Genomic DNA, 25,026 nt, shown 5'->3' on the forward strand with positions numbered 1-25,026 from the left:
TGTAATCGCCTACGAGATCAGTGATCCCGCAGGACTTTCAAAGGAACCTCGCCCCAACCGATTCATCGGCCGGAGACGGGGTATCAACATATCTGGCGTTGACTTTTGGCACGCTGTTGAGTTCTCAAGGAACGGACGCTTCCTTTGTACTCACCCCGACCTTCCGGTCCAGGCTTTCCTCCGGGCTTTTCCCTTCGGTCTTGCGTTTCCGACTCTATCAGACTCTTTCGTGTCCGATTCCCGGTCGAAGCGGGCCTCTGCAGAGCAGAGGAATTCGCCTTCCAGATTTACGCTTTCGCGCTTTCCCTTTCCGGCGAGCCCGACTCTATCAGGCATTTTCCCTTTCCCTGACCGGGCCCCCTGCGGACATGCAGGTGCCCCATCCTGAAATGGAATCGTGCGTGAGGAGTCTTCACCGACCCCGAATCCATGTTGCACCGGGGTCAGGCGGAGGTATGACCATACAGGTGGGCCCGGGACGAGGCAAATCGTTTCCGGTGGCCACTCAGGGTCTCGAACCGTCAGCACTCGGGCGGAATCGGAACTTCTTATGACTTACGCTGCTGAACAGCATGCCGTCGTCCGCCAGCCGTGACGACGCCACCGTAGCTCCACCCCTGGGAGGTTCCCCATGACCGCTGTGACGTCGCCTCTTGCCGGACGTGCCATCGGGCTCGCCGCAGTACCGGACCCGGTTTTCGCCGGCGCGATGGTGGGCCCGGGGACCGCGATCGATCCCGTGCGTGAGCCGTCCGAGGTCGTGTCGCCGGTCGAGGGCATCGTCGTCTCCCTCCACCCGCACGCGTTCGTCGTCGTGGACGGGCAGGGGCACGGTGTGCTCGTCCACCTCGGTATCGACACCGTTCAGCTCAACGGCGAGGGCTTCGAACTCCTCGTGAACAAGGGGGACACCGTCGCGCGCGGCCAGGGGATCGTGCGGTGGGATCCCGCGGGTGTGGAGGCGGCGGGCAAGTCTCCCGTGTGCCCGGTCGTCGCGCTCGAGGCCACGGCCGATTCCCTTGCCGACGTCCGTGAGGACGGGGACGTGAAGACCGGCGACACACTGTTCGGCTGGCAGTGACGGGCTCGGCGAAGTGACAGCGGACCGGATATCCACAGCGGGGGCACGACCCACCGCACGACCGGGGACGGGTGAGATGGAGACAACGCTGCGAGGCGTCGGCGTGAGCCACGGGGTGGCGGTCGGCGAGGTGCGTCATATGGGTACGGCGGTTCTCGAACCGCCGGCCAAGCAGATCCCGGCCGAGGAGGCGGAGCGGGAACAGGGGCGCGCCCGCCAGGCGGTGGAGGCCGTGGCGGCGGACCTGATCGCGCGGGGCAACCTGGCCGGGGGCGAGGCGCAGCACGTCCTCGAGGCCCAGGCCATGATGGCGCAGGACCCGGAGCTGATGGCCGACGTGGAGCGGCGCATCGCCGTCGGCAGCTCCGCCGAACGGGGGGTCTACGACGCCTTCGCCTCCTACCGGGCGCTGCTCGCCAATGCCGGGGAGTACCTCGCGGGTCGGGTCGCGGACCTCGACGACGTGCGCAACCGGATCGTGGCCCGGCTGCTCGGTGTGCCGATGCCCGGCGTGCCGGACAGCGATCAGCCGTACGTACTGATCGCGCGGGACCTGGCGCCCGCCGACACCGCGCTGCTCGACCCCGCGCTGGTGCTCGGTTTCGTCACCGAGGAGGGTGGGCCGACCAGTCACAGCGCGATCCTGGCCCGGGCGCTCGGTGTGCCCGCCGTGGTGGCCCTCCCCGGTGCCACCGAGCTGGCCGAGGGTGCTGTCGTCGCGGTGGACGGCAGCACCGGCGAGGTCTTCGTGGAGCCCGGCGCCGAGAAGCGCGCGGAACTGCGGAGCGCCGCCGCCTCGCGCAAGGCCGCGCTGGCGGCGTCGACCGGTCCGGGGGCGACCTCCGACGGTCACAAGGTCCCGCTGCTCGCCAATGTGGGAGGACCGGGGGACGTGCCCGCGGCGGTCGAGGCCGGCGCGGAGGGCGTGGGTCTCTTCCGTACCGAGTTCCTGTTCCTGGACGACAGCGATCGGGCACCGTCGGAGGAGAAGCAGTTCGCGGCGTACCGGGCGGTGCTCGAGGCGTTTCCCGAAGGGCGCGTCGTGGTGCGGGTGCTGGACGCCGGTGCCGACAAGCCGCTCGCCTTCCTGACGCCCGCGGACGAACCGAACCCGGCGCTGGGTGTGCGCGGGCTGCGGAGCCTGGTGGAACACCCCGAGGTGCTGCGGACCCAGCTCACCGCGCTGGCGAAGGCGGCCGAGGGTCTGCCCGTCCATCTCGAGGTCATGGCCCCGATGGTGGCGGACCGTACGGACGCGAGGGCCTTCGCCGACGCCTGCCGCGAGGCGGGGCTGGGGGCGAAGTTCGGGGCGATGGTGGAGATCCCGTCCGCCGCGCTGCGGGCACGCTCGATCCTGCAGGAGGTGGAGTTCCTGTCGCTGGGCACCAACGACCTGGCGCAGTACACCTTCGCCGCCGACCGGCAGGTGGGGGCGGTGTCCCGACTGCAGGATCCCTGGCAGCCGGCACTGCTCGACCTGGTGGCGCTCTCGGCCGAGGCGGCCCGGGCCGAGGGAAAGAGCTGTGGCGTCTGTGGTGAGGCGGCCTCCGATCCACTGCTCGCCTGCGTTCTGACGGGTCTGGGCGTGACGTCGTTGTCGATGGGCGCGGCGTCCATCCCCTATGTGCGCGCGGCGCTGGCCAAGCACACGCTGGCGCAGTGCGAGCGCGCAGCCTCCGCCGCGCGTGCGGCGGACTCCGCGGAGGAGGCGCGGACGGCCGCTCAGGCCGTGCTGTCGGGCGAGTAGCCGCGCACCGAGGTGAAGGGGCTCCCCGCCCGATGAGTGCGGGGAGCCCCTTCGCTGTCCTCGCGCGGTCTGTCCCCGTCCCGGTGCCCCCGTTCTCAGTGGTGTTCTTCCGGCTTGTCGGCTCCGAGGTCGAAGCCCGCGCAGTAGTCCACATGCGGCTCGGGGGCGACGGGTTCGCCGGTGTCGGCGTCGGTGCAGTAGGCGCTGAAGACCTCGCCCGCGGTGAGCGGGACCAGGCAGGCGCGGTCCAGGCGCCAGCCGTGGACGCGGTCCCGGGCGCCGGGATTGCTGGTGCGGAGCACGACTCCCCCGGGCTTTTCGAGGGCGATGCCGACGGCGAGGACGGTGACGAACTCGACGCCCTCCGCCGATTCGAGGCGGGCGGGGCCCCCGGTGTCACGCTCGACGTGGAGGACCGAGAGCAGGTGCTCGCCCGCCGCGGGGGCCGAGCAGACGAGGTGGTGGGTGCCCGGACCCGCGGTCTCCAGCATGCGCAGAAGGAGATGGGAAGCCCGGTCGAAGGCGGCGCGGCCGATGTCCTGGCCGCAGTCCGCGCACTCCCCGAGGCCGGCCAGGGTCATCGTGGCGTACTCCCAGGTGGCCTGGCGGACGGCCCGGTCGACCAGGAGCGGGATCAGGTCGTCGATGCGTTGACCCGTGTACGCGACGGTGGCTCCGGACGCGGCGATCTCCGCGGTGAAGCGGCTGCGGCTGGCGGGGGCGTCGGCCGCGATTCCGGACTCGGCGCAGAACTCCGCGTACTCCTCGGGGTCGAAGAGCGCGACCGTGGCGTGCCTGCCCTGTGCGGCGAGGGACTTGAGCAGGCCCTCGACCTGCTGGAGGTAGACGGTGTGGTCGTCGAAGGCGAAGGTGCGGTAGCGCCGCATCGCCGCGAAGTCCCGTTCGTCGGCCAGCAGGCCGATGGTGCTGGGGGCTTCGCGGCGCAGCGTGCGACGCATGGACGTCCCGGTACGGCCGCGGCCACGGGGCCGGGCGGTGGTGACGGTCCCCTCCCGCCTCTCCCGCCCCGGGCCCTCGTGCGTGGTCCTCCCGGGCTCGGTCCCGCCGGGCCCGGTCCGCCGGATGTTGCTGTGGTACGCCATGTGACTCCCCCAGTGCGCTGACGAACATTGCTCACTCAGAGTAGCCATGGGCACTGACAATGTGGCGCTCAGTGACGTCTGCGGGCGAGGTCCTCGAAGAAGTGGAGGAGTTCGAGGTTGTCGACGGAGCCGGGGTTGACCGCCTTGGCCAGGGCAGTTCCCTGCAGGAGGCGTTTGACCGGAACCTCGATGCGCTTGCCGGTGAGGGTGTGCGGGATGCCGGGGACCTCGATGACCTCGTCCGGGACATGACGCGGCGAGAGGTTCTCGCGGATGGTGCGCTTGATGCTGTCGCGGAGGTCGTCGTCGAGCACGGCGCCCTCGGTGAGGTGGACGAACAGCGGCATCCAGTAGCCGCCGTCGGGTTCCTCGATGCCGATGACGAGGGATTCGCGGATCTCGGGAAGCCTCTCGACGGCCTCGTAGATGTCCGAGGAGCCCATCCGCACGCCCTGGCGGTTGAGGGTGGAGTCGGATCGGCCGTGGATGAGGACCGAGCCCCGTTCGGTGATCGTGATCCAGTCGCCGTGACGCCAGACGCCGGGGTACATGTCGAAGTAGCTGTCGTGGTAGCGGCTGCCGTCGGGGTCGTTCCAGAAATGGATCGGCATGGACGGCATGGGCGCGGTGACGACGAGCTCGCCGACCTCGCCGACGAGCGGCTTGCCCGCGGGGTCCCAGGACTGCAGGTCCGTGCCGAGGCACGGGGCCTGGAGTTCGCCGATGTGCACGGGAAGGGTGGGGACCGCACCGGCGAAGCAGCTGCACACGTCCGTTCCGCCGCTGACGGAGGCGATCCACAGGTCGTCGCCGACCTCGTCGTGCAGCCAGCGGAATCCGTCGGGCGGGAGCGGGGATCCGGTGGTGGCGACACACTGGATCCGGGAGAGGTCCAGGTCGCGCCCGGGGTGGATGCCGGCCTTGCGACAGGCCATCACGTAGGAGGCGGAGGTGCCGAAGAGGGTGGCTCCGGTCTGTTCGGCGACCCGCCACTGGGCACTGACGTCCGGGAAGCCGGGGCTTCCGTCGTACAGCACGAGCGTGGTGCCGGTGAGCAGGCCGGAGACGAGGAAGTTCCACATCATCCAGCCGGTGGAGGTGTACCAGAAGAACCGGTCCTCGGGGCCGAGGTCGCAGTGCAGGCCGATCTGCTTGAAGTGTTCGAGCAGGATGCCGCCCTGGGACTGGACGATGGCCTTGGGGAGTCCGGTCGTACCGGAGGAGTACAGCACCCACAGCGGATGGTCGAAGGGCACCGGCTCGAAGACGGGTTCCGTGTCCGCGGCGGTGAGGGCGGACCATTCGAGCGCGCCGTCCGGGGCCTCCGTGCCCAGGAGCGGGATATGGACGACGGCGCGCAGGGTGGGGAGTTCGCGGCGCAGCTCGGCGACCGTGTCGGCGCGGTCGTACTCCTTGCCGCCGTAGCGGTAGCCGTCCACCGCGAACAGGACGACGGGTTCGACCTGTTGGAAGCGGTCGAGGACGCTGCGGGCGCCGAAGTCCGGGGCGCAGGACGTCCAGACCCCGCCGACGGCGGCGGTGGCGAGGAAGGCGATGACGGCCTGGGGGATGTTGGGGAGGTACGCGCTGACCCGGTCGCCCGGCCGGACGCCGAGGGCGCGCAGCTCGGCGGCGAGGGATCCGACCCTGCGGCGGAGTTCGGACCAGGAGACCGCGGCCTGGGTGTGGGTCTCGTCGACGTGGAGCAGTGCGGGGGCGTCCGCGCGCGAGGGGTCCTCGGCGGCACGCAGGGCGTGTTCGGCGTAGTTGAGGGTGGCGCCCGGGAACCACTGGGCGCCGGGCATGGTGCGGTCGCCCATGACGGACTCGTACGGGGTGGAGAACCGTACGTCGAACCAGTCGGCGACGGCCTTCCAGAACGTGTCGAGTTCCTCGACGGACCAGCGGTGCAGTGCCGGGTAGCCGCCTTCGGCCGGGGCTCCGTAGCGCCCCGCCGCCCAGTTCTGGAAGCGGGTGACGGCCGCGGCGGCGACGCGGTCGGGGCCGGGCTGCCAGAGCGGGGTCTCGTCGGTTGCTGCGGTCATGGGGCTGCTCCCTGACTGTACGGATACGCGGGGTCGGCGTGGGACGCGCACACGTGCCGGGGTGTGCGCGTGAGGCGGCCGTTACGGACGATGCCATGTGATCGTCGTTCGCACCAGGGTTCACCGCCCATGGTCCGGTGTCCGCACATGTGGGCCGACCACGGGTACGCGCGGGCCGACCATGGGTGAACGGAAGTTGAACGGGGCCCGCCCCCCGTCCGTCGGGTGGCAGGGTGAGCCGCATGGATGGTCGTGACCTGGTGCGCTCGGTGAAGTTGGTCGGTTCGGCACGGGGGCTGCGCATGGTGCGCTCAGCCGTGCGCAGGCGGAACGCGGACGCGCGGGCGCTGCCTCGCCGTGGTGCGGAGCGGGCGCGGGTGCCGGGGCTCGTGGTGGGGGCGGAGCCGGGGCCGGGCGGGGGCGTGGTGCGGTTCGCGCGGTCGGAGCTGCGGGTCCGGGTGACGGTGGGCGGCGCGGTGTTCTGGAGCTGGGACGGGGCCGATCCGCTGCCGTCGTACGCGCTGGCCGGCGCGGCGCCGGAGGCGGATCCGCGGGCCCGGCTGGAGCCGGACACGGAGGACGGCTGGCAGGTGGTGTCGGAGCGGCTGACCCTCGCGGTGTCGCGGCACGGGGCCGTGGAGCTGCGGACGCCGGGCGGGGTGATGCTCCGGCGCGAGCTCCCGCCGCGCTGGTGGGAGCCGGTCGCGGGGGGTGCGGCCCGGTGGGTGCAACGGTCCGAGGTGCCCGCGGACGCCCGGTTCTTCGGGCTCGGCGGGCGGGCCTCGGGGCCTCGGCTGCGGGATGGGGTGTACCGGCTGTGGAACACCGATCCCGGGGGGCGGTTCGGGCCGGAGGACGATCCCCTGTCCCTGACCATGCCGGTGCAGCTGGTGGTGTCCGACGCGGGGACGCATCTGGTGTTCCACGACAACAGCTGGTCGGGGCGGGTGACGCTGCGCGAGGGCGAGGAGGGCGCGGGTTCCGGCCATGACCGTCCGGGCACGTGCGAGGTGCGGATGGACGGCGGGCCACTGCGGTGCTGGGCGACGGCGGGTACGCCGGCCCGGGTGCTGCAGAGCTGGACCGCGCTCACGGGCGCCCCGGCGCTGCCGCCGTCGTGGGCACTCGGTCCGCAGCACGCCCGTTGGGGGTTCGGCGGCGAGCAGGAGGTGCGGCGGATCGTCGCCGGATACCAGGAGCGGGAGCTGCCGCTGTCCGTTCTGCATCTGGACATCGATCACTTCGACGGAAACCGGGTGTTCACCGTCGACCGGGGGCGTTTCCCGGACCTGCCGGGGCTGGCGGAGGAGTTGCGGGAAAAGGGGGTCCGGCTGGTGTCGATCGTCGATCCCGCGGTGAAGGCGGAGCCCGGGTACGCGGTGTTCGACTCGGGCACGGAGGTCGGGAGCCGGGGGGCGTTCGTGCGGGACGCCCGGGGGCGGGTGGTGTGCGGGGAGGTGTGGCCGGGTGAGTGCGTGTATCCGGACTTCACCGATCCGCTGGTGCGGGAGTGGTGGGGCGGGCTGTACGAGGAGCGGCTCGCGCAGGGTTTCTCCGGGGTGTGGCACGACATGAACGAGCCGGTGTCGTTCACGGCGTTCGGGGATCCGACGCTGCCGCGGTCGGCGCGGCACTGCCTGGAGGGCCGCGGAGGGGATCACCGCGAGGCGCACAACGTGTACGGGCTCGCCATGGCGCGTGCCGGTCACGAGGCGCTGCGCCGACTGCGGCCGCGGGAGCGTCCATTCCTGTTCTCGCGTTCGGGCTGGGCGGGGATGCAGCGGTATGGGGGCACCTGGTCCGGTGACGTGGCGACCGGCTGGCCCGGGTTGCGGGCGTCGCTGGCACTGGTGCTGGGGCTCGGGCTGTGCGGGGTGCCGTACTCGGGGCCGGACGTGGGCGGGTTCGACGGGTCCCCCTCGCCCGAGTTGTATCTGCGGTGGTTCCAGCTCGGCGCCTATCTGCCGTTGTTCCGGACGCACGCGGCGATCGACGCGGGCCGACGGGAGCCGTGGGAGTTCGGGCCGCAAGTGCTGGAGTACGCGCGGGCCGCGCTGGTGGAGCGGGAGCGGCTGAGGCCGTACTTCGAGACGCTGGCGGGGCTGGCCGCGCTGACCGGCGCGCCGTACGTGCGGCCGCTGTGGTGGGGGGCATCTGGGGAGCGGGCGTTGCGGGACTGCGAGGACGCGTTCCTGCTGGGGGACGCGCTGCTGGTGGCGCCGGTGCTGGAGCGGGGTGCGGACCGCCGGGCGGTGCGGCTGCCGCGGGGGCGGTGGTACGACACGGCGACGGGTGAGGTCCACGAGGGGCCGGGGCAGGTGTTGCTGGATGCTCCGCTGTCCCGGGTGCCGGTGCTGGCACGGGCCGGTTCGGTGCTGCCCGTGCGGGGCGCGGACGGGGAGGTGGAGCTGGAGGTGTGGGCTCCGGCGGCGGGCCGCACCGGGGGCGGGTTGGTGGTGCCGGACCCGGGCGAAGGCCGGGAACGGGCGGAGGTCGAGCGGTACACGACGAGGCTGGTGGACGGAAAGGTCGTGGTGGAGCGGGAGGGAGCGGAGGGACCGGTCCGCCCGGTACGCGTGCGCGGCACATAGGCCCGGGGCGGGCGACGGGGCGAGCCGAAGTACCGGGGTGCGCGGTCGCGCAAGCGCGGTGCCGGGGCGCGCGGCAGGACGGCTCGGAGTGCTGGAGCGCGCGGTCGCGCAAGCGTGGTGTCGGGGCGCACGTGGGCGGACGCGGGGCGCCGGCCGTGGTGGCGGGCCCGGGCGCGCGGTGACCAGGCGCCGCGCGTGGTCGTCCGGTCAGTAGTAGCCGCCCTCGAACCACGACCGGGCGGCGAGCGTGTGCAGAGGGAAGGCGAGTTCGGTGGGTGCGCCGAGCACGTGGAAGCCCGTGGTCTCGTCGGTCGGTACGGAGGGCGGGAGGTCGGCCGCGGGGCGTGCCGGGAGGAGCCCGAAGAGGAGCAGGTGTCCTCCCGGGTCGCTGAGGGCGTCGGCGAGCCGGACGTCCCCTTCGTCGGCCTCGATACCGGTCTCCTCGCGGAGTTCGCGCACCACGGCGTGCTTCCAGTCCTCGTCGTGGTCGATGAAGCCGCCGGGGAGTGCGACCCCGCCGAACTGCGGCGCGATGGTCCGGGTGATCACGACGAGGCCGGTGCCGTCGCGGCCGGTGACGGGGAGCAGGGCCACGGCGACCGGCAGGGGGTTGCGGTAGGCCGTGTCACCGCAGGCGGCGCAGGTGCGGGGCCAGTTGGCCGGGGCCGCCGGGACGGCGTACGGTGCGCCGCACGTGGCACAGTGGGACCCCTTGACCGGCTTCTGCGGATGATTCGTGAACGCGGACACGCGCGGACTGTATCCGATCCCCTGTCGCGCTCTCCCCCGTTCCAGGATTATGTGCCCATGACAGGTATGGGTTCCGCCTTCCGTGTCCTGGTGACCGCTGCCGCCGCCCTGCTCGCCGTCACCGCCTCCGCCCCGGCGGCCCTGGCCAGGCCCGAGCCGAAGGCCCCCGGCGAATTCGTCGCGCTCCGCTCGGTGGACCCGACGATCATCCAGGAGATGCGCTACCCCACCGCCCACACCTTCATGGGCGTGCCGGTGGACGGCTACCGCGAGCCGCTCTGCATCCTGACGCGTCCCGCGGCACGGGCCCTCCACCGCGCGCAGACCCGGCTGCTGCGTCGGGGCTACTCCCTGAAGGTGTACGACTGCTACCGGCCGCAGCGGGCGGTCGACCACTTCGTGCGCTGGGCGAAGGACCTCGGCGACCAGACGATGAAGGGCGAGTTCTACCCCCGGGTCGACAAGTCGCGGCTGTTCGCGGACGGGTACATCGCGGAGAAATCCGGGCACAGCCGGGGCAGCACGGTGGACCTGACGCTCGTGAAGCTGCCTGCTGCCCCGGCCGGACCGGACGACCCCGGCCGGGGCAGCGCGCCCTGCTACGCACCGCAGAACGAGCGCTTCCCGGACAGCTCCGTGGACATGGGCACGGGTTTCGACTGCTTCGACACGCTCGCGCACACCGACGACCCGCAGGTCCAGGGGGCGCGGCGCGCCAACCGGCAGTTCCTGAAGCGGACCCTCGCCGAGGCCGGATTCGTGAACCTGGCCGAGGAATGGTGGCACTACACCCTCCGGGCGGAGCCGTTCCCGGACACCTACTTCGACTTCCCGGTCGCGAGAAGGTCCGTGGCGGGGCACTGACACGCGAACGGGAGGGAGCGGCCGGGACCACCCCCGCGGGTTCCGGCCGCCCCTCCTCCCCCTCCGACGCGTCCGGGCCGTTTCCGGTTGCCGTCCGAGCCATTACGGTGCCCGTATGCCACAACAGGAGTTCGATTCGTACGAGGAATTCTGGCCCTACTACGTCGCGATGCACTCCAGGGCCGCGACCCGCTGGGTCCATCTGACCGGGACCCTCACCGGTCTCGCGGTCGCCGCCTACGGCCTGGCGCGAGGGCGCAAGAGGTACGCCGTCGCGCTGCCGCTGATCGGCTACGGGACCGCCTGGCCCGCCCATTTCCTGATCGAGAAGAACAACCCGGCCACGTTCGGGCACCCCGTCTGGTCGCTCCGCGGTGATGTGCGGATGATCCGGACGATGCTGGCGGGACGCGACCACGAGCTGGCGGAAACCGCCGCCGAGTGGCTCGCCGTCAACCGCCGGCCGTGACCGCGGGCGGCGGTCGTCGCGGGGTGCCGGACGCCGCCCGGCTCTCCGGCCGAACGACGCCGGTTCGACGCCACGCCCTGGCCAGTGGCTTGTGACGCGGCCTCGGCCCGGTGACCGACCCGCTGCTCGTCGGCGAGCGGACTGCCTCCAGGACTTGCCCGCGGAGGTGGTGGGGGCGTCGATCGGGTCTGTTCGTCGGGCCGGTCACGGGGGATCGGGGCCGAAAGCCGTGGCGGATCAGCAGGACCGCGCGGGATCCGGTGAAACTCCGCCGGGCGATCGTGGTGCGCCGCCGACGCGATGTCCACGCCGAACCGAGGACGGCGTTCGCGCGCGACTCACCGCTCCGGTCCCGGACCGAATCACCCGGCCGGGGCCGCGTGAGAGCGCCTCGTCGAAGCGGCCGACGCACGGGTCACACCCCCGGGGGCCCCGCCCCCCTGTCCACGACGATGCTCGAACCGGGCTTCACGACCACGGGGCAGGAGTTCCACAACTCCACTCCGGTCGTGATCAGTTCCACTACGGCGCATTGCTCGTCGGGCGTCCACGCAGCGCACTCGCCTCCGAACAGCTTCTCGTAGGCGCTGTCATGCACCGCTCCCTGCCGTAGCCGGTGGACTTCGCGGAGCCCTCGGGCCAGATCCTCGAAGAAGTTCCACGCCTCCAGCACCGCACCCGTGGGGACGTGTCGGCGCACCGGGTCCTCCAGCCAGTGCTGGACACGGCCGAGCTCCAGCATGTCGGCCCCGGAAGCGGCCAGTTTCCGCCCCTGTCGGCTCACATACATCCGCGCCTGCCGAACAGTCCTGAACACCGGCACCTGCCGACGATCGGCCTCCGGCAGCGTCAGTACCCGATCGGGTTCGTCACCTCTGCCACCGATCCACACAACCACCGCGCCGCGGCCGAGCCCGCGCACCCGATACGCGTAGAGACTCCCACCTCCACCGCGGCGTTCGACCGCGAACACCTCTTCCGGCCCAGTCCTTGTCACGCCCTCACTCTGACACGGCCGGCGGGAATCGTCGCGGGGATTCCCCTCACCGCCCGCCGGCCGCGTCGCCGACCTCCCGGGACAGAACAACTAGTGCCGTGACCGGCAAGGTTTGCCCGGAAGGAGCGGCGTCCGGTGCGTGCGATCGCAAGGCGGCCGAAAGCCCTCGGATGGGGTCTCCCCTGCTCGAACGAAGTCGAGAGCTTGGGGAAGGGCTACGTGGGCTTTCGGCCAACGCCGAAGGGGGTCCCCCCTGGCCCTTAAGGCCTTGGGGGAGTGCGTGCCGGACGGTGCGACGGGGCAAACGTTGCCGGGAGCGGCACTAGGACGTCACGGGCTCGCGGGGGCGCTCCACCCGGTCCACCGCGTGCTCGACGACCGTCACCAGCACGTCCCGCGCGGAGGAGCGGTCCCGCGCGTCGCACATGAGCACCGGCACCTCGGGGTCGAGGTCGAGCGCCGCCCGAACGGTCGTGACGGGGAAGAGATCGGCGCCCTCGAAGCAGTTCACGGCGACCACGAACGGGATCCGGCGCCGCTCGAAGTAGTCCACCGCCGCGAAACAGTCCTCCAGGCGTCTGGTGTCCGCGAGCACGACCGCCCCCAGCGCCCCCTGGGCCAGTTCGTCCCAGAGGAACCAGAACCGGTCCTGACCGGGGGTGCCGAACAGGTACAGCACCAGGTCCTCGCGCAGGGTGATACGGCCGAAGTCCATGGCCACCGTGGTGGTGGTCTTCGCCTCCACTCCGACCACGTCGTCCACGGGACGGCCCGCCTCGCTGAGCCGTTCCTCCGTCCGCAGCGGCCGGATCTCGCTGACCGCACCGACCAGGGTCGTCTTGCCCACGCCGAAGCCGCCCGCCACCAGGATTTTCAGGGTGACGGGATCGACGGGCCGCTTGCGGCGGCTAGAGCGCCCGAAGGCCATTGATCACCTCGCGAAGAATGCTCACGTCCGGCAGTTCGGCCGGCGGAACGGGACGGGTCACGTGCACGAGTTCGTCCTCGACGAGGTCGCCGACCAGGACCCGGACCACCCCCACGGGGAGGTCCAGTCCCGCCGCGAGCTCGGCGATCGACTGGGGCATGGCGCTGCACAGCTCGACGATCTCCACGTGTTCCGGGGAGAGCGTCTGGTCACGGACGGGGTCGTCGGCCGCGAATTCGGGGACGACGACCGCGATCAGGTCGAGCCGATGACGGGAGGCGCTGCTGGTGCGCCCGCGGGTCATCGCGTACGGGCGGACCACGGGTCCCGCCTCGGCGTCGTACCAGCGCGAGGTCTGTGGGCCCGTGTGCGGTGCCGGGGATCCGGAGGAGGAATCAGCGCTCATGCCGTCCGCTCACCCCCCGGCGGTCTGACCGGTCGTCCGGGGCGCGTTGGCCAGGTGGGCGCCGACGCGCTTGACCATCAGCGTCATCTCGTACGCCACCAGGCCGACATCGGAGTCGGCGTCGGCGAGCACGGCGAGGCAGCTGCCGTCGCCCGCCGCCGTGACGAAGAGGAACGCCTCGTCGAGTTCGACGACGGTCTGGCGGACCCCGCCGGCGTCGAAGTGGCGTCCGACGCCCTTGGCGAGGCTGTGGAAACCGGAGGCGACGGCCGCCAGGTGTTCGCTGTCCTCGCGGGTGAGTTCCTCGGACGTGCCGGTGGCGAGGCCGTCGCTGGAGAGCACCAGTGCCTTGCGGATGCTGGCGACGCGTCCGACGAGTTCGTCCAGGAGCCAGTTGAGCCGGCCGGAGCCCCGGCGCTCGGTGGTGGTTGCTACGGCGTTCGGTGCGGTCATCGACCGTCCCCTTCGGAAGTGGTTCCTTGTGCTGTGTCACCGGGACCGGTCATGTCCTCGGCGTTCTGCCTGCGGCCGCGCTGCCAGCCGCGTTGGAGCGACGCCATGCGGTCGCGTACCTCGTCCGCGTCGCGTTCGAAGTCCCGTGCCGGTCCCGTCCGGGCCGGTTCGGCGTCGCGGCCGCCGGTCACCTCGCGCAGTTGCGGGGCGAGGCTCGCCTGTCGGATGCGGCGGGGCAGACCGCCCACCGTCTCGCGGGGCGGTCGAGAGGCCGTCGCGCCCTCGCCCCCGGCCGCTGCGGCCGGGGCGGACCCGGCGGATTTCCGGGGGCCCGCGGGCTCCCGGGGTCCGGTGGTGTCGTGCGGCGCGGCGGAATCGTCGGCCCCGGCCTCGGAGCGCCACGGTCCGGCGGCGGCCGACCTGGTCGCGCCGTCGGTACCCGGGCTCCTGATGCCCGGTACCCCGGCGACCGGTTCGTCGGTGACCGGGCCGCGGTCCCCGCCCCGGCGGGGCGAGGGGCCGTGCTCGGCGGTGACGGGGTGGGCGCGCCCCGCCTCGTCGACCCGGCGCCCGTTGTCGGCGACCAGGGTCGGCGGTTTGCGGCGGGGCAGCGGCACCGGTCCGCCGGGGCGCCCCGCCCGCCCGGCGCCCGCGGCGTCGCCGGGCCGTCCGGACGCCTGCCGGTGCGGTTCGCGGTCGCGCCCGAGGTCACGGGCGCGGAAGATGCCGCCGCGCTCGCTGTCGGCGTCGTCGAGGTCGGCCGCTCCGCTCAGCACCGGATCGAGAAGGGGGTCGTTCGCCAGGTCCGCCGTCTCCACCGGGCCCTCGAGCTCGACCGGCCCGTCCATCAGGACCGGGTCCGCGATGCCCGCGGGTACGGGTACGAGTCCCGGGGACCTTCCGGTGGCCCGGCGGTCCGGCGCCCCGTCCGACCTGTCCTTGCCGCCGCCCGGCCCCTGGCGGCCGGACGTACGCGTGCCCGTGGCCGTCTTCTCCGAGCGCCGGTCGAGACGGAAGCCGGTGCCGTGCGTCTCGGGTGCGTCGGTGAGCAGCGCCCCCGGGATGAAGACGACCGCGGTCGTGCCTCCGTACGGGGAGGTCTGCAGCGAGACACGGACGTTCTGCCGCTGGGCGAGGCGGCTGACCACGAAGAGGCCGAGCCGGTCGGTGTCGGACAGCTCGAACTCGGGGGTCTCGGCGAGCCGCAGGTTCGCGTCGAGGAGGGCGTCGGGGGCCATGCCGAGGCCGCGGTCGTGGATCTCGAGCGTGAAGCCGTTGGAGACGCGTTCCCCCAGTACCTGGACCGCGGTGTGCGGGGGCGAGAACACGGTGGCGTTCTCCAGGAGTTCGGCGATCAGGTGGGTGAGGTCGGCCACGGCGGGGCCGCTCACACCGATGCGGGGCAGTCGGCGGACCTCGATCCGTTCGTAGTCCTCGACCTCGGCGACCGCCGCCCGTACCACGTCCATCAGCTGGATCGGTTTGCGCCACTGGCGGGACGGGGCGGCACCGGAGAGGATCACCAGGCCCTCGGCATGGCGGCGCATGCGCGTGGTCAGGTGGTCGAGGCGGAACAGGTCCGCGAGTTCGTCGGTGTCCTCGGTGCGGCGTTCCATGGCGTCCAGAAGCGTGAGCTGCCGATGCAGCAGCACCTGGTTGCGGCGGGCGAGGTTGACGAAGACCTCGGACACGCCGCGCCGCATGTCCGCCTGCTTGACGGCGGCTTCGACGGCGGCGCGTTGCAGGGTGTTGAGCGCCTGCCCGACCTGGCCGATCTCGTCCCGCTCGTACTGGAGATGCGGTGCCTCGGTCTCGACGTCGATCTGTTCGCCGGACGCGAGCCGGCGCATCACGCTCGGCAGCCGGATTCCGGAGACCTCGTGGGCGTCCTTGCGCAGCCGGGAGAGGTCGCGGATGAGCTCGCGGCCGATGCGCACGGAGACGAACACCGAGGCCAGCAGGGCCAGGAAGCCCAGGACGCCGGCCACCCCGGCCTTGATCAGGACGCTGTAGCCCGCGGGCTTGCCCCGGTCCTGGAAGCGGTCGTTCATCTCGGTGGAGTCTGCGGCCAGTCGGTCCAGGACCGGTGTGGCCACCTCCTGCCAGCGCTCGGCGTCGACCACGCGCGGTTCGTCGGTCGGACCGGCGTCCAGGAGTGCCTTCTCGGCGGTTCTCAGCGCTTCGCTGTCCGGGCTCGACCAGTACCGCACCACCCGCTGGCGCTCCGCCGACGGGAGCATCTCGCCGTTGATCTCGTAGAGCAGTCCGCGGTTGGCGACGAGATCGGAGACCTGGCGCAGTTCGGTGGCGGTGATCCGCCCGGCGATGAGCGACGAGGCGACCAGCGCGTCCTCGCGGGAGAGCATTTCGCGAGCCCGTGAGATTCCGACGAGCGCGCGGACCTGCTTGTCCATCGACACGTTCTCCATCGTGCGAAGACCGGTCAGAAAGCGGTGGCAGGGATCGACGAGTCGCCCGTAGAACTCCATCGCCTTCGAACGGTCGATGGTGCGCCGGTCGACCGATTCGCGGAGCGCGCCGAGACCCTCGACCGTCCCGAGGAGGGAGTTCAGCCGGGTCTCGTCGTCCGCCCGCAGCGCGTCACGGACGTCCTCGCGTCCCGCGCCGGCCCTGACCTCCGTCAGGGCGCGGTCGGTGGCCTCCCGTTGGTGCCGCAGCAGGGTCGGACCGTCGGAGGTTCTGGGGTCGGCGAGGAGGACGAGCGTCTGACGGCGCTCTTCCTGGAGGGCGCGGACGGTGTCCTCCAGAGGATGGCCGACCCTTTCCACGACGGTGCTCGCGCGCATGAGATGGCCGGCTTCACGCCCTGTCAGAAACGTGGCGAAACCCCAGAGTCCGGTGAGGGAGAGGAGGGGCACCAGTAGCAGTGCCACGATCTTCCTGCGGATGGACTTCCCGCGAAAGCGCACGGCCTCCCCCAGCCCGACCCCACGGGGCGAGGGGTCGTGTTCCGTCAACAAACGGCGCGAGCCTACTACCGACGGGGAGGCAACTCGAAGGGATGTCTGGGATGTTTTTCAGCCGCGACCCCGGCGTTGATCACAAGTTCTCCCGGTATTCCGGACCGTGAATTTCGCGAATGCGGCAGAAGGGTCCCGTCGGGGCATCACACTGTCGGGGAGGGCAGTTGGCTGGAAATCTTCGCTCGATGACGGATCGGGGGAATTTTCCCACCCTGTCACTCGTCTCCCTGTACGGGGCAGGGGAAACAACGGGAGCACTCGGGACAGGACGGTCCGTTCCACCCGCGCGTAGAGACAGTACATCCCGGGCAGAAACCCTGAAGTCGGACATCGGTGGGGAGTTGAGAGTTCTTGGATACGGAAGAACGCCGGGGCCGGGGGCCGTCGGCCCCGGCCGCGAGAACGGCCTCGGCAGCCGCCCCCGGCGCGCCGATCCCGCGTCAGCGACGCCGGCAGCTCTGGGTGGAGGAGCCGGCCACCCGTTGGCGGATGCCGGACCCCGTCCGCACGGCCGCCGTGCGTGCCGTGCTCATCATGTCGTTGACGATCATCCAGGCCGTGGTGGCCTTCCTGTGCACGCTGGCGGAGTCCTGGCTGGCCTTCCCGATGGTGCTGAGCAGTGTGGCCAGCACGGTGGTCGCGACCTGGGCGGTGCTGGACGTCTGGGTCACCCGACAGGTCTGGAACCAGCGCCACGGCGTGGTGTCCGCGCCGAGCAGTTCGGCACGGCAGCTGCGCCGTGAGCGCCGCGGCGCGCGCCGGGCCGCACGGGCCGCCCGGCGGGAGGAGGCGCGCATACGCCGCCGGGGCACGGGCGACCTCTCGCAGGCCTGACCGTCCCGTCCGTCCGATCTTCCGGGCCGTCCCGTCCGCGGGGTCGTACGGCCCTGCGGACCGGACGGCCCCGTGGACCAAGGCGCCTGGCGTCTACGCGCCGGACGGGGCCGAGGCCGCGGTCCGGGCGGTGTCGGCCGGTGTCGTGGCGGTGCTGCGCTTGAACATGCGGGTGGCGGTGATCTCGCCGTGCACCGTCTCCCCGTTCGGGTCCTGCTGCGGCAGCCCCGGGCGCAGGTGCTCCTCCACGCTGATGTACTTCAGCCCCGCCCGCAGGTCCGCGTCATTGCGCAACCGGATGACCAGCGGGAACTCGGCGAGCGCCGTGGTGTCGAACAACCCGGTGGTGTAGAGCAGCTGCACACCGAGCGCGTCGGACACCGCACGCTGGAGCTCCAGCAGATACGTGGCGTTGGCACGGCCGATGGGATTGTCCAGGAACAGCGTGCCGGCGTGCCGGTGCTGGATCCGGTCCTGGCCCCGGTCGTTGCTGCGCAGGGCGGCCATCGTGCAGTACAGCGCGATGGCGGCGGTGAGCAGCTGCCCGCCGGAGAACACGTCGCCCATCTGTCCGACCGGGACCCGTTCGGCCCGCAGCACCGCGTCCGGCTTGAGGATCTCCACGGCGACGCCCCTGGGCTCCAGCGCCGCCTGCACACCGCGCAGCAGGAGGGACATGCCGTCCCTGCGCAGGTCGGAGTTCTTCCTGAGCGCGGCGCGGGTGGCCTCGTCGACGACCTCGCCGAGCCGTACGGTGAGGGTCGCCTGGTCGGGTTCCTCGAAACGGATCCGGAGGAACTCCTGGCCCGACCACTCCCCCAGCCCCTCGGGGAGCCGGGAGAGGCGCTGGGCGGAACGGAGCGTGGTCAGCGAGGACTCCACGAGTCCGCGCAGCCGGTCCACGATGGAGTCGCGGTTGCGCTCCAGTTGGGTCAGCTCGTCGGTGAGGACACGGAGCCTCGGGGCGAAGGCGGCGGCCCACTTCTCCGCGTGCTCGGGCAGCGCCGCGGCCGGCAGCTCCCGGATCTGCTGACGGGCAGGGGTGCGGACCTGCTCGTACCGGGTGGAGTTGGCGTGCCGGACGAGGACGTCGCTCGCCTCCCGGACCGCGCTCTCGGCGGCCGACAGGTCGGCGGCGCAGCCGCGCAGCGATCGCCGCGCCTCGGTGGCCGACCGCCGTGCCTCGTCGAGGCCGCCGGGGTACGGCTCGGGGGCCTCCGGGTCGTCCTCCGCGCCGTGGTCCCGCAGCAGGTCGCGCAGGAGTGCCGCGGTCTCGTCGAAGCCCCCCGCCGACTCCTCGGCGATGCGATGTGCGTGCAGCAGTTCGGCGTGGGCGGCGCGGGCGGTGTCCAGGGTCGCGGTGGCTGACGCCAGTTCGGCCGTGGCGATGCGCAGGAGGATCTGAGCCTGATCGGCGTCGGTGGGGACCAGTTCGGGGGAGAGTTCGGTGTGGTGGGGCTCGCCGTCGGCCGGGGCCAGGCGCTCGGCCTCGCCACGCAGCCGGCCGAGCTGCTCGCTCGCGGCGGAGGCCCGGGTCTCCAGGGTCTGGACCAGGGATTCGGCGCGGGCGGCGGCCGCCTGCCGGGACGGGCCGTCGGCGCCGTCGGTGCCTTCGAGGAGCTGGGCGGCCCGGGTGCGGACCTTGTTGGTGAGCCGGTCGAGCTCGGCGAGGGCGGCGCTCTCGTCGCCCTCCGCGCGGGCCTGTTCGGCGCGCAGGTCGGCCCCGACGCCCACCTTCTCGTACAGCTGCGACGCGGCCCGGTACGCCTCACGCAGCGCGGGCAGGGCGGGACGCGGGGCGTCGTCCTCCGGTTCCGGGAGGTGCTCGGGGGCGCCCGCGATCTCGGCGCGTTCGGCACGCAGCGCGCGGGCCGTGCGCCGGGCGTCGTCGGCGGCGCGCTGGGCGGCCCTGCGATCCTCGTCGGCGGCGCGGGCCCGTTCCAGGCAGACCGTGGCGCGGGCCTCCGACTCCGCTGCCTCGTCGGTGAGCTCGCGCAGCTTCGCCTGCCAGGCGGCGCGTTCGCGGAGCCGGTGCGCGAGTCCCGCGAGGGCGTCGGCGGCGCGGCGGGCGCGCTGGGCGGCCTCCTGGCGTTCGTCGCGCACGCGGGCGGTGTCCGCGGCGGCCTCGTCGGCCTCGGCGCGCACGGTGCGGGCCTCGGCGAGCCCGGCCTCCGCGGTCTCGGCGGCGGTGCGGGCGGTCTCCGCGGCCTCGGCGAGCTCGGCGAGCATGCCGGGCGGGCAGTCGGCGCGCCAGGAGCCGATGCGGGCGGCGAGGGAGCGGTCGGCGGCGAGACGGGCGGCGAGCGAGCGGATGTCCTCGTCCCGGGCGGCGGCCCTGGCCTTGAGGGCCTGCCGTTCCTCGTCGGCCGCGTGTTCGTCGTGCATCGCCGGGTTCGGCGGGACGAGGAACACGCCTTCCGTGTCCGCGGTCGAGCCGGGCGCGGGGACCGGGGCGAGCAGCGCGGCGGCGGTGCCCACGGCGACGGCGGAGCGAGGCAGCAGGGCGGCGGCGCTCAGGGCCTCGCGGGCGCGGGCGTGCGAGTCGGGGTCGGTGATGACGACGCCGTCGACGAGTTCGGGCCGGGCGGCGAGCACGGACGCGTGGTCGGCGGGGTCGACGGCCTGGGCGAGGTAGCGCCAGCCGGGCAGGGCCGGGATGCCGTGCTCACCGAGGTACTCGACGGTGGCCAGGACGTCGGGGCCGGGCGGCAGCAGTCCGCCGTCGCCGAGCGCGCCGAGGATCCGGGCGTCGTCGGCGGCGGCGGTGCGCAGGTCGAAGAGGCGGCGCTCGGCGGAGGCGATGGACTGGTCGAGCAGTTGCCGCAACTGGTCGGCGCTGCGGTCGAACTCCTCGACGGTGAGGGGCTGTTCGTGATCGGCGGACCGGTCGGTACCGTGCGGTCCGCGGGCCGGGCGGTCCGCCGGGCCCGCTCGGCCGTTGTCCGGCACGCCTCCGTCCGTGTCCTGCCGGGGGCCGGGGACGCCGGTGTCCCGCACGGCGGGCAGGCCCAGCAGTTCCGCCAGGCGGGGGGACGCGGCGATCGACCCGGCGGCCCCGTGCTCGGCCTCGTAGGACTGTTCCGCGGCGCGCGCGGCGTCGGCGGCGCGCGCCGCGGCCAGTTCGGCGCGGCTCTCGGCCGCTGCGGCCTCCCTGGCCCGTTCGGACGCCGAGCGGGCGGCTTCCCTGGCCGTGTCCCAGGCGGCGACGGCCGACTTCTCGGCGTCGCTGGCGGCGAGGGCGGCGCGCGCGGGGTCGGCGTCCGGCGCTGTGTCGTCGAGCCAGCCCGCGCGTACCGCCTCGGCCGTCTCCTGCTCGACCTCGGCGAGGCGCTGGCGCAGATGTCCGGATTCGCTGCGGGCCCGCTGGGCCTCGGTCGCGGCGATGGTGGCGTCGCGGTGGGCGGTCTCGCTCGCGGCCTGGAGGGCGTCCGAGCGGGCCTCCTCCTCGTTGGCCAGCGACTCGCCCGCCCCGGCCGCGGTGTGCAGGGCCCGTACGAGATCGGCGGCGGCCCGGGCGCGGGCGGCGAGCGCCGGAGCGGCGTCCCGCTCGGCCTCACGGATGGCCACGGCGACGCGGGTGGAGCGGTCGGCGGCCGCGCGGTGGCGCAGGACGGCCTCGGCGGCCTGCCAGGCGGAGTGCAGGGTGCGGGCGTCACCGAGTTCGCGGCGCTGGGCGGCCGCGCCCTTCTCCGCCGCGGTCAGCGCCAGGGAGGCGTGCCGGTAGGCCAGTTCGGCGGCGATGAGGGCGCCGCGGCCGCGGGCCTCCTCGGCGGTGGTGACGGTGTGGGCGGCGGAGGTCACCTGCTGGGCCAGTTCGGCGGCGCGGCCGCGTTCCTCTCCGGCGCGGGCGGAGAGCCTGCGGGCGAGCGTGCGGGTGCGGCGTTCGGCACCCGCATGGATGTCGCGGGCGCGGGCGCGGGACTCGGTGGCCTCCACGATCCGTCCGAGCAGATCGACCGAGCCCGCCGTGAAATCGCGTTCGGCGGTCAGCTCGGCCCGGCGGCCGAGCTTGTTACCGAAGCCGCTCACCAGGTCGGCGAGGCCGTCCGTGTCCCGGGTGTCGGTGACGGCCCGCAGCAGCAGGTCGGTGAAGTCGGAGTCCTTCTTGACGGCGAAGAGTCCTGCCGCCTCGCCCTCGTCGGCGTTCATCTCGCGCTGGTAGCGGAAGAGTTCGGGGTCCAGGCCGAGGTCCCCGAGGTGTTCGTTCCAGCGGTCGTGGATCTCCTCCCAGTGCACGTCGAGGTGCTGGTAGAACTTGCCCGCCTCCGTCAGGGCGTCGCGGAAGCCCTTCATCGTGCGCCGTCGGCCCTTCGCGCCGGAGGCGCCCTCGGCGGGGCGGTGCACGGTGGTGGACTCGGCGACCGGCAGGGAGTCCAGGCTGAGGCCGGGCCCGGGGCGGAAGGAGTACCAGGCCTCGGCGAACTTCCGCGGGTCGTTGGAGACCTGGCGCCCGCGCCACTCGCTGACCTTGCCGACCACCACGCATGCGCCGGTGAGAGTGTGCTGCCATTCGAGGGCGACATGGCCACAGTCGTCGGCGAGCAGGAACTTGCGCAGTACGCCGGAGCTGGCGCCGCCGAGGGTGTTGCGGTGGCCGGGCAGCATCACCGAGAAGATCAGCTTCAGCAGCACCGACTTGCCGCCGCCGTTCTCCAGGAACAGCACCCCGGCGGGGGCGGGTCGGCGCGGCGGGCCGACCGGCTCCTCCTCGAAGAACTCCGCCTGGGCCGGGGCGGGATCGGGCACGGGATCGCCCACTCCGCGCAGGTCGAGCACGGTGTCGGCGTAGCGCGCGCCGGCCGGCCCGATGGAGTAGAGGCGGACCCGGGACAGCTCGTACATTTCGGCGGACTCTCGTCGTTCAGGGAGCGGGAGGGGATATCGGGAGAAAACGGGGTTTCGGGGAACGGGTGGGGGCGTCCGGCGGCGGCAGGACCGACGGTGCGTGCCGGTGGCGGCGTGTGCCGGTCAGGCGTGGAAGGGCAGTCCGGCGTCGGCGGCCAGCTCCAGGTCGTCCCCCTCGGGCGGCGGCAGCAGCGTCGCCGTTCCGTCGGTGACCGGTACGACACCGAGTTCCAGGAGCTCGGCCATGGCGGCGCCGCCGGCCATGTCGCGGACCTGGAGCTGGTAGCGGGCGGTGGTGCGGAAGGCGCCTCCGGCGTCGTCGCCCGTGCGCTGGAGGAATCCGGAATCGGTGAGAAAGGCGACCGCCTTGCCGACGATGCCGGTCGTGGAGCCGGCCAGTCTCCGGGAGTCCTTGGTGGCTCCGGTGGCGCTGCGTCGGGCGTAGATCCGCCAGGCCGCCTCCAGTCCGGGGGCGTCGGTGGCCGGGTCGGTGTTGTCGCCGTGCTCCTCGGCGCGTTCCTCCAGGCGGCGGCATGCCTGGCGGACGAACGCGTCGACGCCGTTGACGGTGATCCGGCCGATGTACGCGTCGTCGGCGAGGTCCTCGGGACGGGGGAAGGCCATCGCCGCGACGGCGAGGTGGGCGAGCCCGTGCAGGAAGCGGTCGGCGGAGTCGGACGAGGCGCGGCGGGCGTAGTCGCCCATGCGGACGGCGAAGACGGAGTCCTCACCGGCGGTGACGGCCATTCCGGCGCGCGGGGACACCTCCAGCACGACGAGGCCGAGGCCGGTCGCGACGGCGTCGGCGAGGCGGGCGAAGCCGGGCTCCTCCCGGTAGCGGCGCAGGAGGTCGGCGTAGGCGAGGTCGCGGGCGGGCAGCAGCTTGGGCTGGAGGCCGAAGGCGACGAGCCGGGCCGCGTCGGCCGCGTCGGCCGGGGTGAGGGAGACGGGCGCGGGGGCGGCCGGTGGGGCCGTGGCCGTGCTCTCGGCGGCGTACGCGGCGGTCGGCTCGGTCCACGCGTCGGCGTGCTGTGCGTGGTGGTCGCTCACGACGGTCGCTCCTCGTTGCGGTGACTCTGGTGACTCTTCGTTACGGGTCGGGCGGTACGTGGAATCGCGGCGTCCGCCCCGGGTGGTGCGGTCCGTGCGCCCGGATCCCGTCCGGCCGACGGGCGTGTCGCGTCCGGTGCGGGGTGCACGGCCGGGGCGTACGCCTCTCCCCGGGGCCGGGCGGCGTCGGGGCGGCGGGGTCCGCGGCGGGTGCGCCCGGGGTGGGCCGTCGCCGTCCCCACCGGTGCGCAGGGGGCGCCGGTCATGACGCCTCCGAGCGCTCCGCGGCCATTCCGGCCGCGTCGAGGAGGGCCGTTCCCACTATCAGGTCCGCGCCGCCGAACTCCTGGTCGTCCAGGGGTGTGCCGTCGTCGACGGAGAACAACAGGCGTTCCTCGCCCTGCCGGTAGGCGGTGCCGACGGGCGGGCTCGCGGCGTGCACCGCGAGCAGGGCGACCAGGTAGGGCAGATCGGGGTCGCGGCGCCGGGCCTCCGCGAGGAGACCGGACAGCCGGCGCGGCGCCTCGTGCTCCAGGTCGAGCAGTTCCATGGCGCTCGCGAGCTGTTCCTCGCTGAACCTGCTGTCGTCCGGAGTGGCGATCAGATCGGGTTCCGGCATCTCGGCGCCCAGGTGCTCCCGCTCCTGGGGCGGGGTGAGCAGCATCCCGACGAGGTCGTCCACCCGGACCGCCACGGGTGTGCGCAGCCCGGTGCCGTGGGCGAAGAACGCGTCCGTGACCCCGATGGCCTGTTCGACGGGGAGCGGCAGCAGCGGCGCGACCAGCTGACCGTACAGGTCGAGGCCGGTGCGGGCGGCGGGTGTGGCGAAGGCCTGCCGGTCCTGCTCGGCGCGGAACAGCGGCCCGGCCTCCAGGAGGCGGGACTGGAGCTGAGTGTGACGGCGGATGCAGTCCTTGACTATGTCGACGAGTTCGGCCGCGCGGCGCTTGTGCTCGGGGTCCTCGGCCTCGTCGCGCGCGCGGCGGATGTTGGTGAGGATCGCGTTCTCGTGGCGGTAGCGGTCGGCGACGTGGTCGAGCGCCTCGGCGATCATGTCGGGGACGGCGTTGAGCCAGTCGACCGCGCGGACGTTGCGCCGGGTCGCCTCCAGCGTCTTGCGGAGGGTCTCCGCGTACTGCACGGTGCGGTAGCGGGCCTGTTCGGCGGCGAGCTGTGCGTCGGCGAGACGGCCCCGGCTGATGAGGACCTCCAGCTTCACCTCGGCGGCGATCTGGGCGCTGGTGACGTCCGTGTCGAGGGCTCCGACCAGGACGTTGACCGCTTCGTCCGTGGTGCGGAGGTAGACGATGCCGCCGTGCCCGGGAACCTCCTCGACGAGTTTGAAGTCGTAGTCGCGGCGGACGTACAGGCCGTCGGCCCCGAACGTGCCGTACACGGCGCGGAATCCACGGTCGACGCTGCCGACGTTGATCAGGTTCTCCAGCACCCAGCGGGCGACCCGCTCGTGCTCGGCGGCCGGGCGGTCGGGGGCCTGGGCGGCGACGCGGGGAAGCAGCCTGGCCACTATCTGGTCGTGGTCGGCGCCCGTGTCGAAGTCCATGTTGAGGGTGACGAGGTCGATCGCGGCGAGCGCGATCTCCGCCATCGCGTAGACCGTGTACTCGCCGGCCAGGTTCGCCTTGCGCGCGTCCAGGTCGTGCAGCGGCGCCGTGCAGGCGAGTGCGCGCAGCCGCCGCGCGAGCCCCTCGTCGGCGGCCGGACCCGGGGCGGGCCGCGGCCCCGCGCCGGGCCGGGACGCGGCGTTGTCCGTGTTGGCAGGCGAAGTCACGGTGCACAGATTAGGTCCTCGCACTGACAACGGTCGAAACGACGCAGACGCGCCCCGTCTCCCGCTCCCGCGCGGCGGTCGTCGGCGGTG

General features: G+C 72.9%; 17 protein-coding genes. 6 read left to right on the plus strand and 11 right to left on the minus strand.

Going from position 1 to position 25,026, the window contains the following annotated elements; genetic code table 11:
* The first annotated feature begins 631 nt into the window (after positions 1-631).
* Positions 632-1,081: a PTS sugar transporter subunit IIA gene (locus AMK22_RS30210; protein WP_073790249.1), complete on the plus strand. Its 450-nt coding sequence runs from the start codon at positions 632-634 to the stop codon at positions 1,079-1,081.
* A gap of 76 nt (positions 1,082-1,157) precedes the next feature.
* Positions 1,158-2,828: a phosphoenolpyruvate--protein phosphotransferase gene (gene ptsP / locus AMK22_RS30215; RefSeq protein ID WP_073790251.1), complete on the plus strand. Its 1,671-nt coding sequence runs from the start codon at positions 1,158-1,160 to the stop codon at positions 2,826-2,828.
* 95 nt (positions 2,829-2,923) lie between these two features.
* On the opposite strand, the gene AMK22_RS30220 is transcribed toward ptsP, so the two are convergent.
* Together AMK22_RS30220 and AMK22_RS30225 are read right to left on the minus strand one after the other, a co-directional pair.
* On the minus strand, positions 2,924-3,787 hold the full coding sequence (locus tag AMK22_RS30220; protein ID WP_073790318.1) for a hypothetical protein: 864 nt from the start codon (positions 3,785-3,787) through the stop codon (positions 2,924-2,926).
* Between the two features lie 212 nt (positions 3,788-3,999).
* Positions 4,000-5,976 (minus strand): acetoacetate--CoA ligase, encoded by a 1,977-nt coding sequence (locus tag AMK22_RS30225; protein WP_073790253.1) that lies wholly within the window; start codon positions 5,974-5,976, stop codon positions 4,000-4,002.
* Between the two features lie 242 nt (positions 5,977-6,218).
* Between AMK22_RS30225 and AMK22_RS30230 the strand changes: the two genes are divergently transcribed.
* Positions 6,219-8,567 (plus strand): glycoside hydrolase family 31 protein, encoded by a 2,349-nt coding sequence (locus AMK22_RS30230; protein WP_073790255.1) that lies wholly within the window; start codon positions 6,219-6,221, stop codon positions 8,565-8,567.
* Positions 8,568-8,774: 207 nt separating this feature from the next.
* On the opposite strand, the gene AMK22_RS30235 is transcribed toward AMK22_RS30230, so the two are convergent.
* Positions 8,775-9,317 (minus strand): NUDIX domain-containing protein, encoded by a 543-nt coding sequence (locus tag AMK22_RS30235; protein WP_242434187.1) that lies wholly within the window; start codon positions 9,315-9,317, stop codon positions 8,775-8,777.
* Between the two features lie 57 nt (positions 9,318-9,374).
* Between AMK22_RS30235 and AMK22_RS30240 the strand changes: the two genes are divergently transcribed.
* Positions 9,375-10,181, plus strand: coding sequence for a M15 family metallopeptidase (locus AMK22_RS30240; protein ID WP_073790321.1), 807 nt, complete (start codon positions 9,375-9,377; stop codon positions 10,179-10,181).
* Between the two features lie 115 nt (positions 10,182-10,296).
* The gene (locus AMK22_RS30245) at positions 10,297-10,650 is read left to right on the plus strand and encodes a DUF962 domain-containing protein (protein WP_073790256.1); all 354 of its coding nucleotides are present in this window, start codon (positions 10,297-10,299) and stop codon (positions 10,648-10,650) included.
* A 415-nt stretch (positions 10,651-11,065) separates the two neighbouring features.
* Here AMK22_RS30245 and AMK22_RS41260 read toward each other — a convergent pair whose 3' ends face one another.
* From AMK22_RS41260 to AMK22_RS30270, 5 genes are all read right to left on the minus strand, one after another.
* Positions 11,066-11,647, minus strand: a complete 582-nt coding sequence (locus AMK22_RS41260) for a hypothetical protein (RefSeq protein ID WP_242434188.1) — start codon at positions 11,645-11,647, stop codon at positions 11,066-11,068.
* Between the two features lie 322 nt (positions 11,648-11,969).
* Entirely contained in the window at positions 11,970-12,575 is a 606-nt protein-coding gene (locus AMK22_RS30255; protein WP_073790258.1) for a GTP-binding protein, read from the minus strand.
* The gene (locus AMK22_RS30260; protein ID WP_073790259.1) at positions 12,556-12,981 is read right to left on the minus strand and encodes a DUF742 domain-containing protein; all 426 of its coding nucleotides are present in this window, start codon (positions 12,979-12,981) and stop codon (positions 12,556-12,558) included. Before AMK22_RS30260 ends, AMK22_RS30255 begins: the two co-directional genes overlap by 20 nt.
* A gap of 9 nt (positions 12,982-12,990) precedes the next feature.
* Positions 12,991-13,434 carry a roadblock/LC7 domain-containing protein gene (locus tag AMK22_RS30265; RefSeq protein ID WP_073790261.1) on the minus strand — a complete coding sequence of 148 codons (444 nt, stop codon included), beginning with the start codon at positions 13,432-13,434 and terminating at the stop codon, positions 12,991-12,993.
* Positions 13,431-16,364, minus strand: a complete 2,934-nt coding sequence (locus AMK22_RS30270; protein WP_242434189.1) for a sensor histidine kinase — start codon at positions 16,362-16,364, stop codon at positions 13,431-13,433. Before AMK22_RS30270 ends, AMK22_RS30265 begins: the two co-directional genes overlap by 4 nt.
* Before the next feature lie 405 nt (positions 16,365-16,769).
* Between AMK22_RS30270 and AMK22_RS30275 the strand changes: the two genes are divergently transcribed.
* Entirely contained in the window at positions 16,770-17,252 is a 483-nt protein-coding gene (locus AMK22_RS30275) for a hypothetical protein (protein ID WP_073790263.1), read from the plus strand.
* A 93-nt stretch (positions 17,253-17,345) separates the two neighbouring features.
* Here AMK22_RS30275 and AMK22_RS30280 read toward each other — a convergent pair whose 3' ends face one another.
* From AMK22_RS30280 to AMK22_RS30290, 3 genes are all read right to left on the minus strand, one after another.
* Positions 17,346-22,094: a hypothetical protein gene (locus tag AMK22_RS30280; RefSeq protein WP_073790264.1), complete on the minus strand. Its 4,749-nt coding sequence runs from the start codon at positions 22,092-22,094 to the stop codon at positions 17,346-17,348.
* 126 nt (positions 22,095-22,220) lie between these two features.
* Positions 22,221-23,147, minus strand: a complete 927-nt coding sequence (locus AMK22_RS30285; protein ID WP_073790266.1) for a hypothetical protein — start codon at positions 23,145-23,147, stop codon at positions 22,221-22,223.
* A 262-nt stretch (positions 23,148-23,409) separates the two neighbouring features.
* Positions 23,410-24,936 carry a hypothetical protein gene (locus AMK22_RS30290; RefSeq protein ID WP_073790267.1) on the minus strand — a complete coding sequence of 509 codons (1,527 nt, stop codon included), beginning with the start codon at positions 24,934-24,936 and terminating at the stop codon, positions 23,410-23,412.
* Between the last annotated feature and the right edge of the window lie 90 nt (positions 24,937-25,026).

It is taken from the genome of Streptomyces sp. CB01580 (assembly GCF_001905795.1).
Lineage (GTDB): Bacteria > Actinomycetota > Actinomycetes > Streptomycetales > Streptomycetaceae > Streptomyces.

Excerpts from the sequence above, each read along its gene's own strand:
- AMK22_RS30255 (WP_073790258.1), bottom strand. The coding sequence starts at position 12,575 with ATGGCCTTCGGGCGCTCTAGCCGCCGCAAGCGGCCCGTCGATCCCGTC.
- AMK22_RS30225 (WP_073790253.1), bottom strand. The coding sequence starts at position 5,976 with ATGACCGCAGCAACCGACGAGACCCCGCTCTGGCAGCCCGGCCCCGAC.
- AMK22_RS30280 (WP_073790264.1), bottom strand. The coding sequence starts at position 22,094 with ATGTACGAGCTGTCCCGGGTCCGCCTCTACTCCATCGGGCCGGCCGGC.
- ptsP (WP_073790251.1), top strand. The coding sequence starts at position 1,158 with ATGGAGACAACGCTGCGAGGCGTCGGCGTGAGCCACGGGGTGGCGGTC.
- AMK22_RS30210 (WP_073790249.1), top strand. The coding sequence starts at position 632 with ATGACCGCTGTGACGTCGCCTCTTGCCGGACGTGCCATCGGGCTCGCC.
- AMK22_RS30260 (WP_073790259.1), bottom strand. The coding sequence starts at position 12,981 with ATGAGCGCTGATTCCTCCTCCGGATCCCCGGCACCGCACACGGGCCCA.
- AMK22_RS30230 (WP_073790255.1), top strand. The coding sequence starts at position 6,219 with ATGGATGGTCGTGACCTGGTGCGCTCGGTGAAGTTGGTCGGTTCGGCA.
- AMK22_RS30220 (WP_073790318.1), bottom strand. The coding sequence starts at position 3,787 with ATGCGTCGCACGCTGCGCCGCGAAGCCCCCAGCACCATCGGCCTGCTG.
- AMK22_RS30240 (WP_073790321.1), top strand. The coding sequence starts at position 9,375 with ATGACAGGTATGGGTTCCGCCTTCCGTGTCCTGGTGACCGCTGCCGCC.
- AMK22_RS30265 (WP_073790261.1), bottom strand. The coding sequence starts at position 13,434 with ATGACCGCACCGAACGCCGTAGCAACCACCACCGAGCGCCGGGGCTCC.
- AMK22_RS30245 (WP_073790256.1), top strand. The coding sequence starts at position 10,297 with ATGCCACAACAGGAGTTCGATTCGTACGAGGAATTCTGGCCCTACTAC.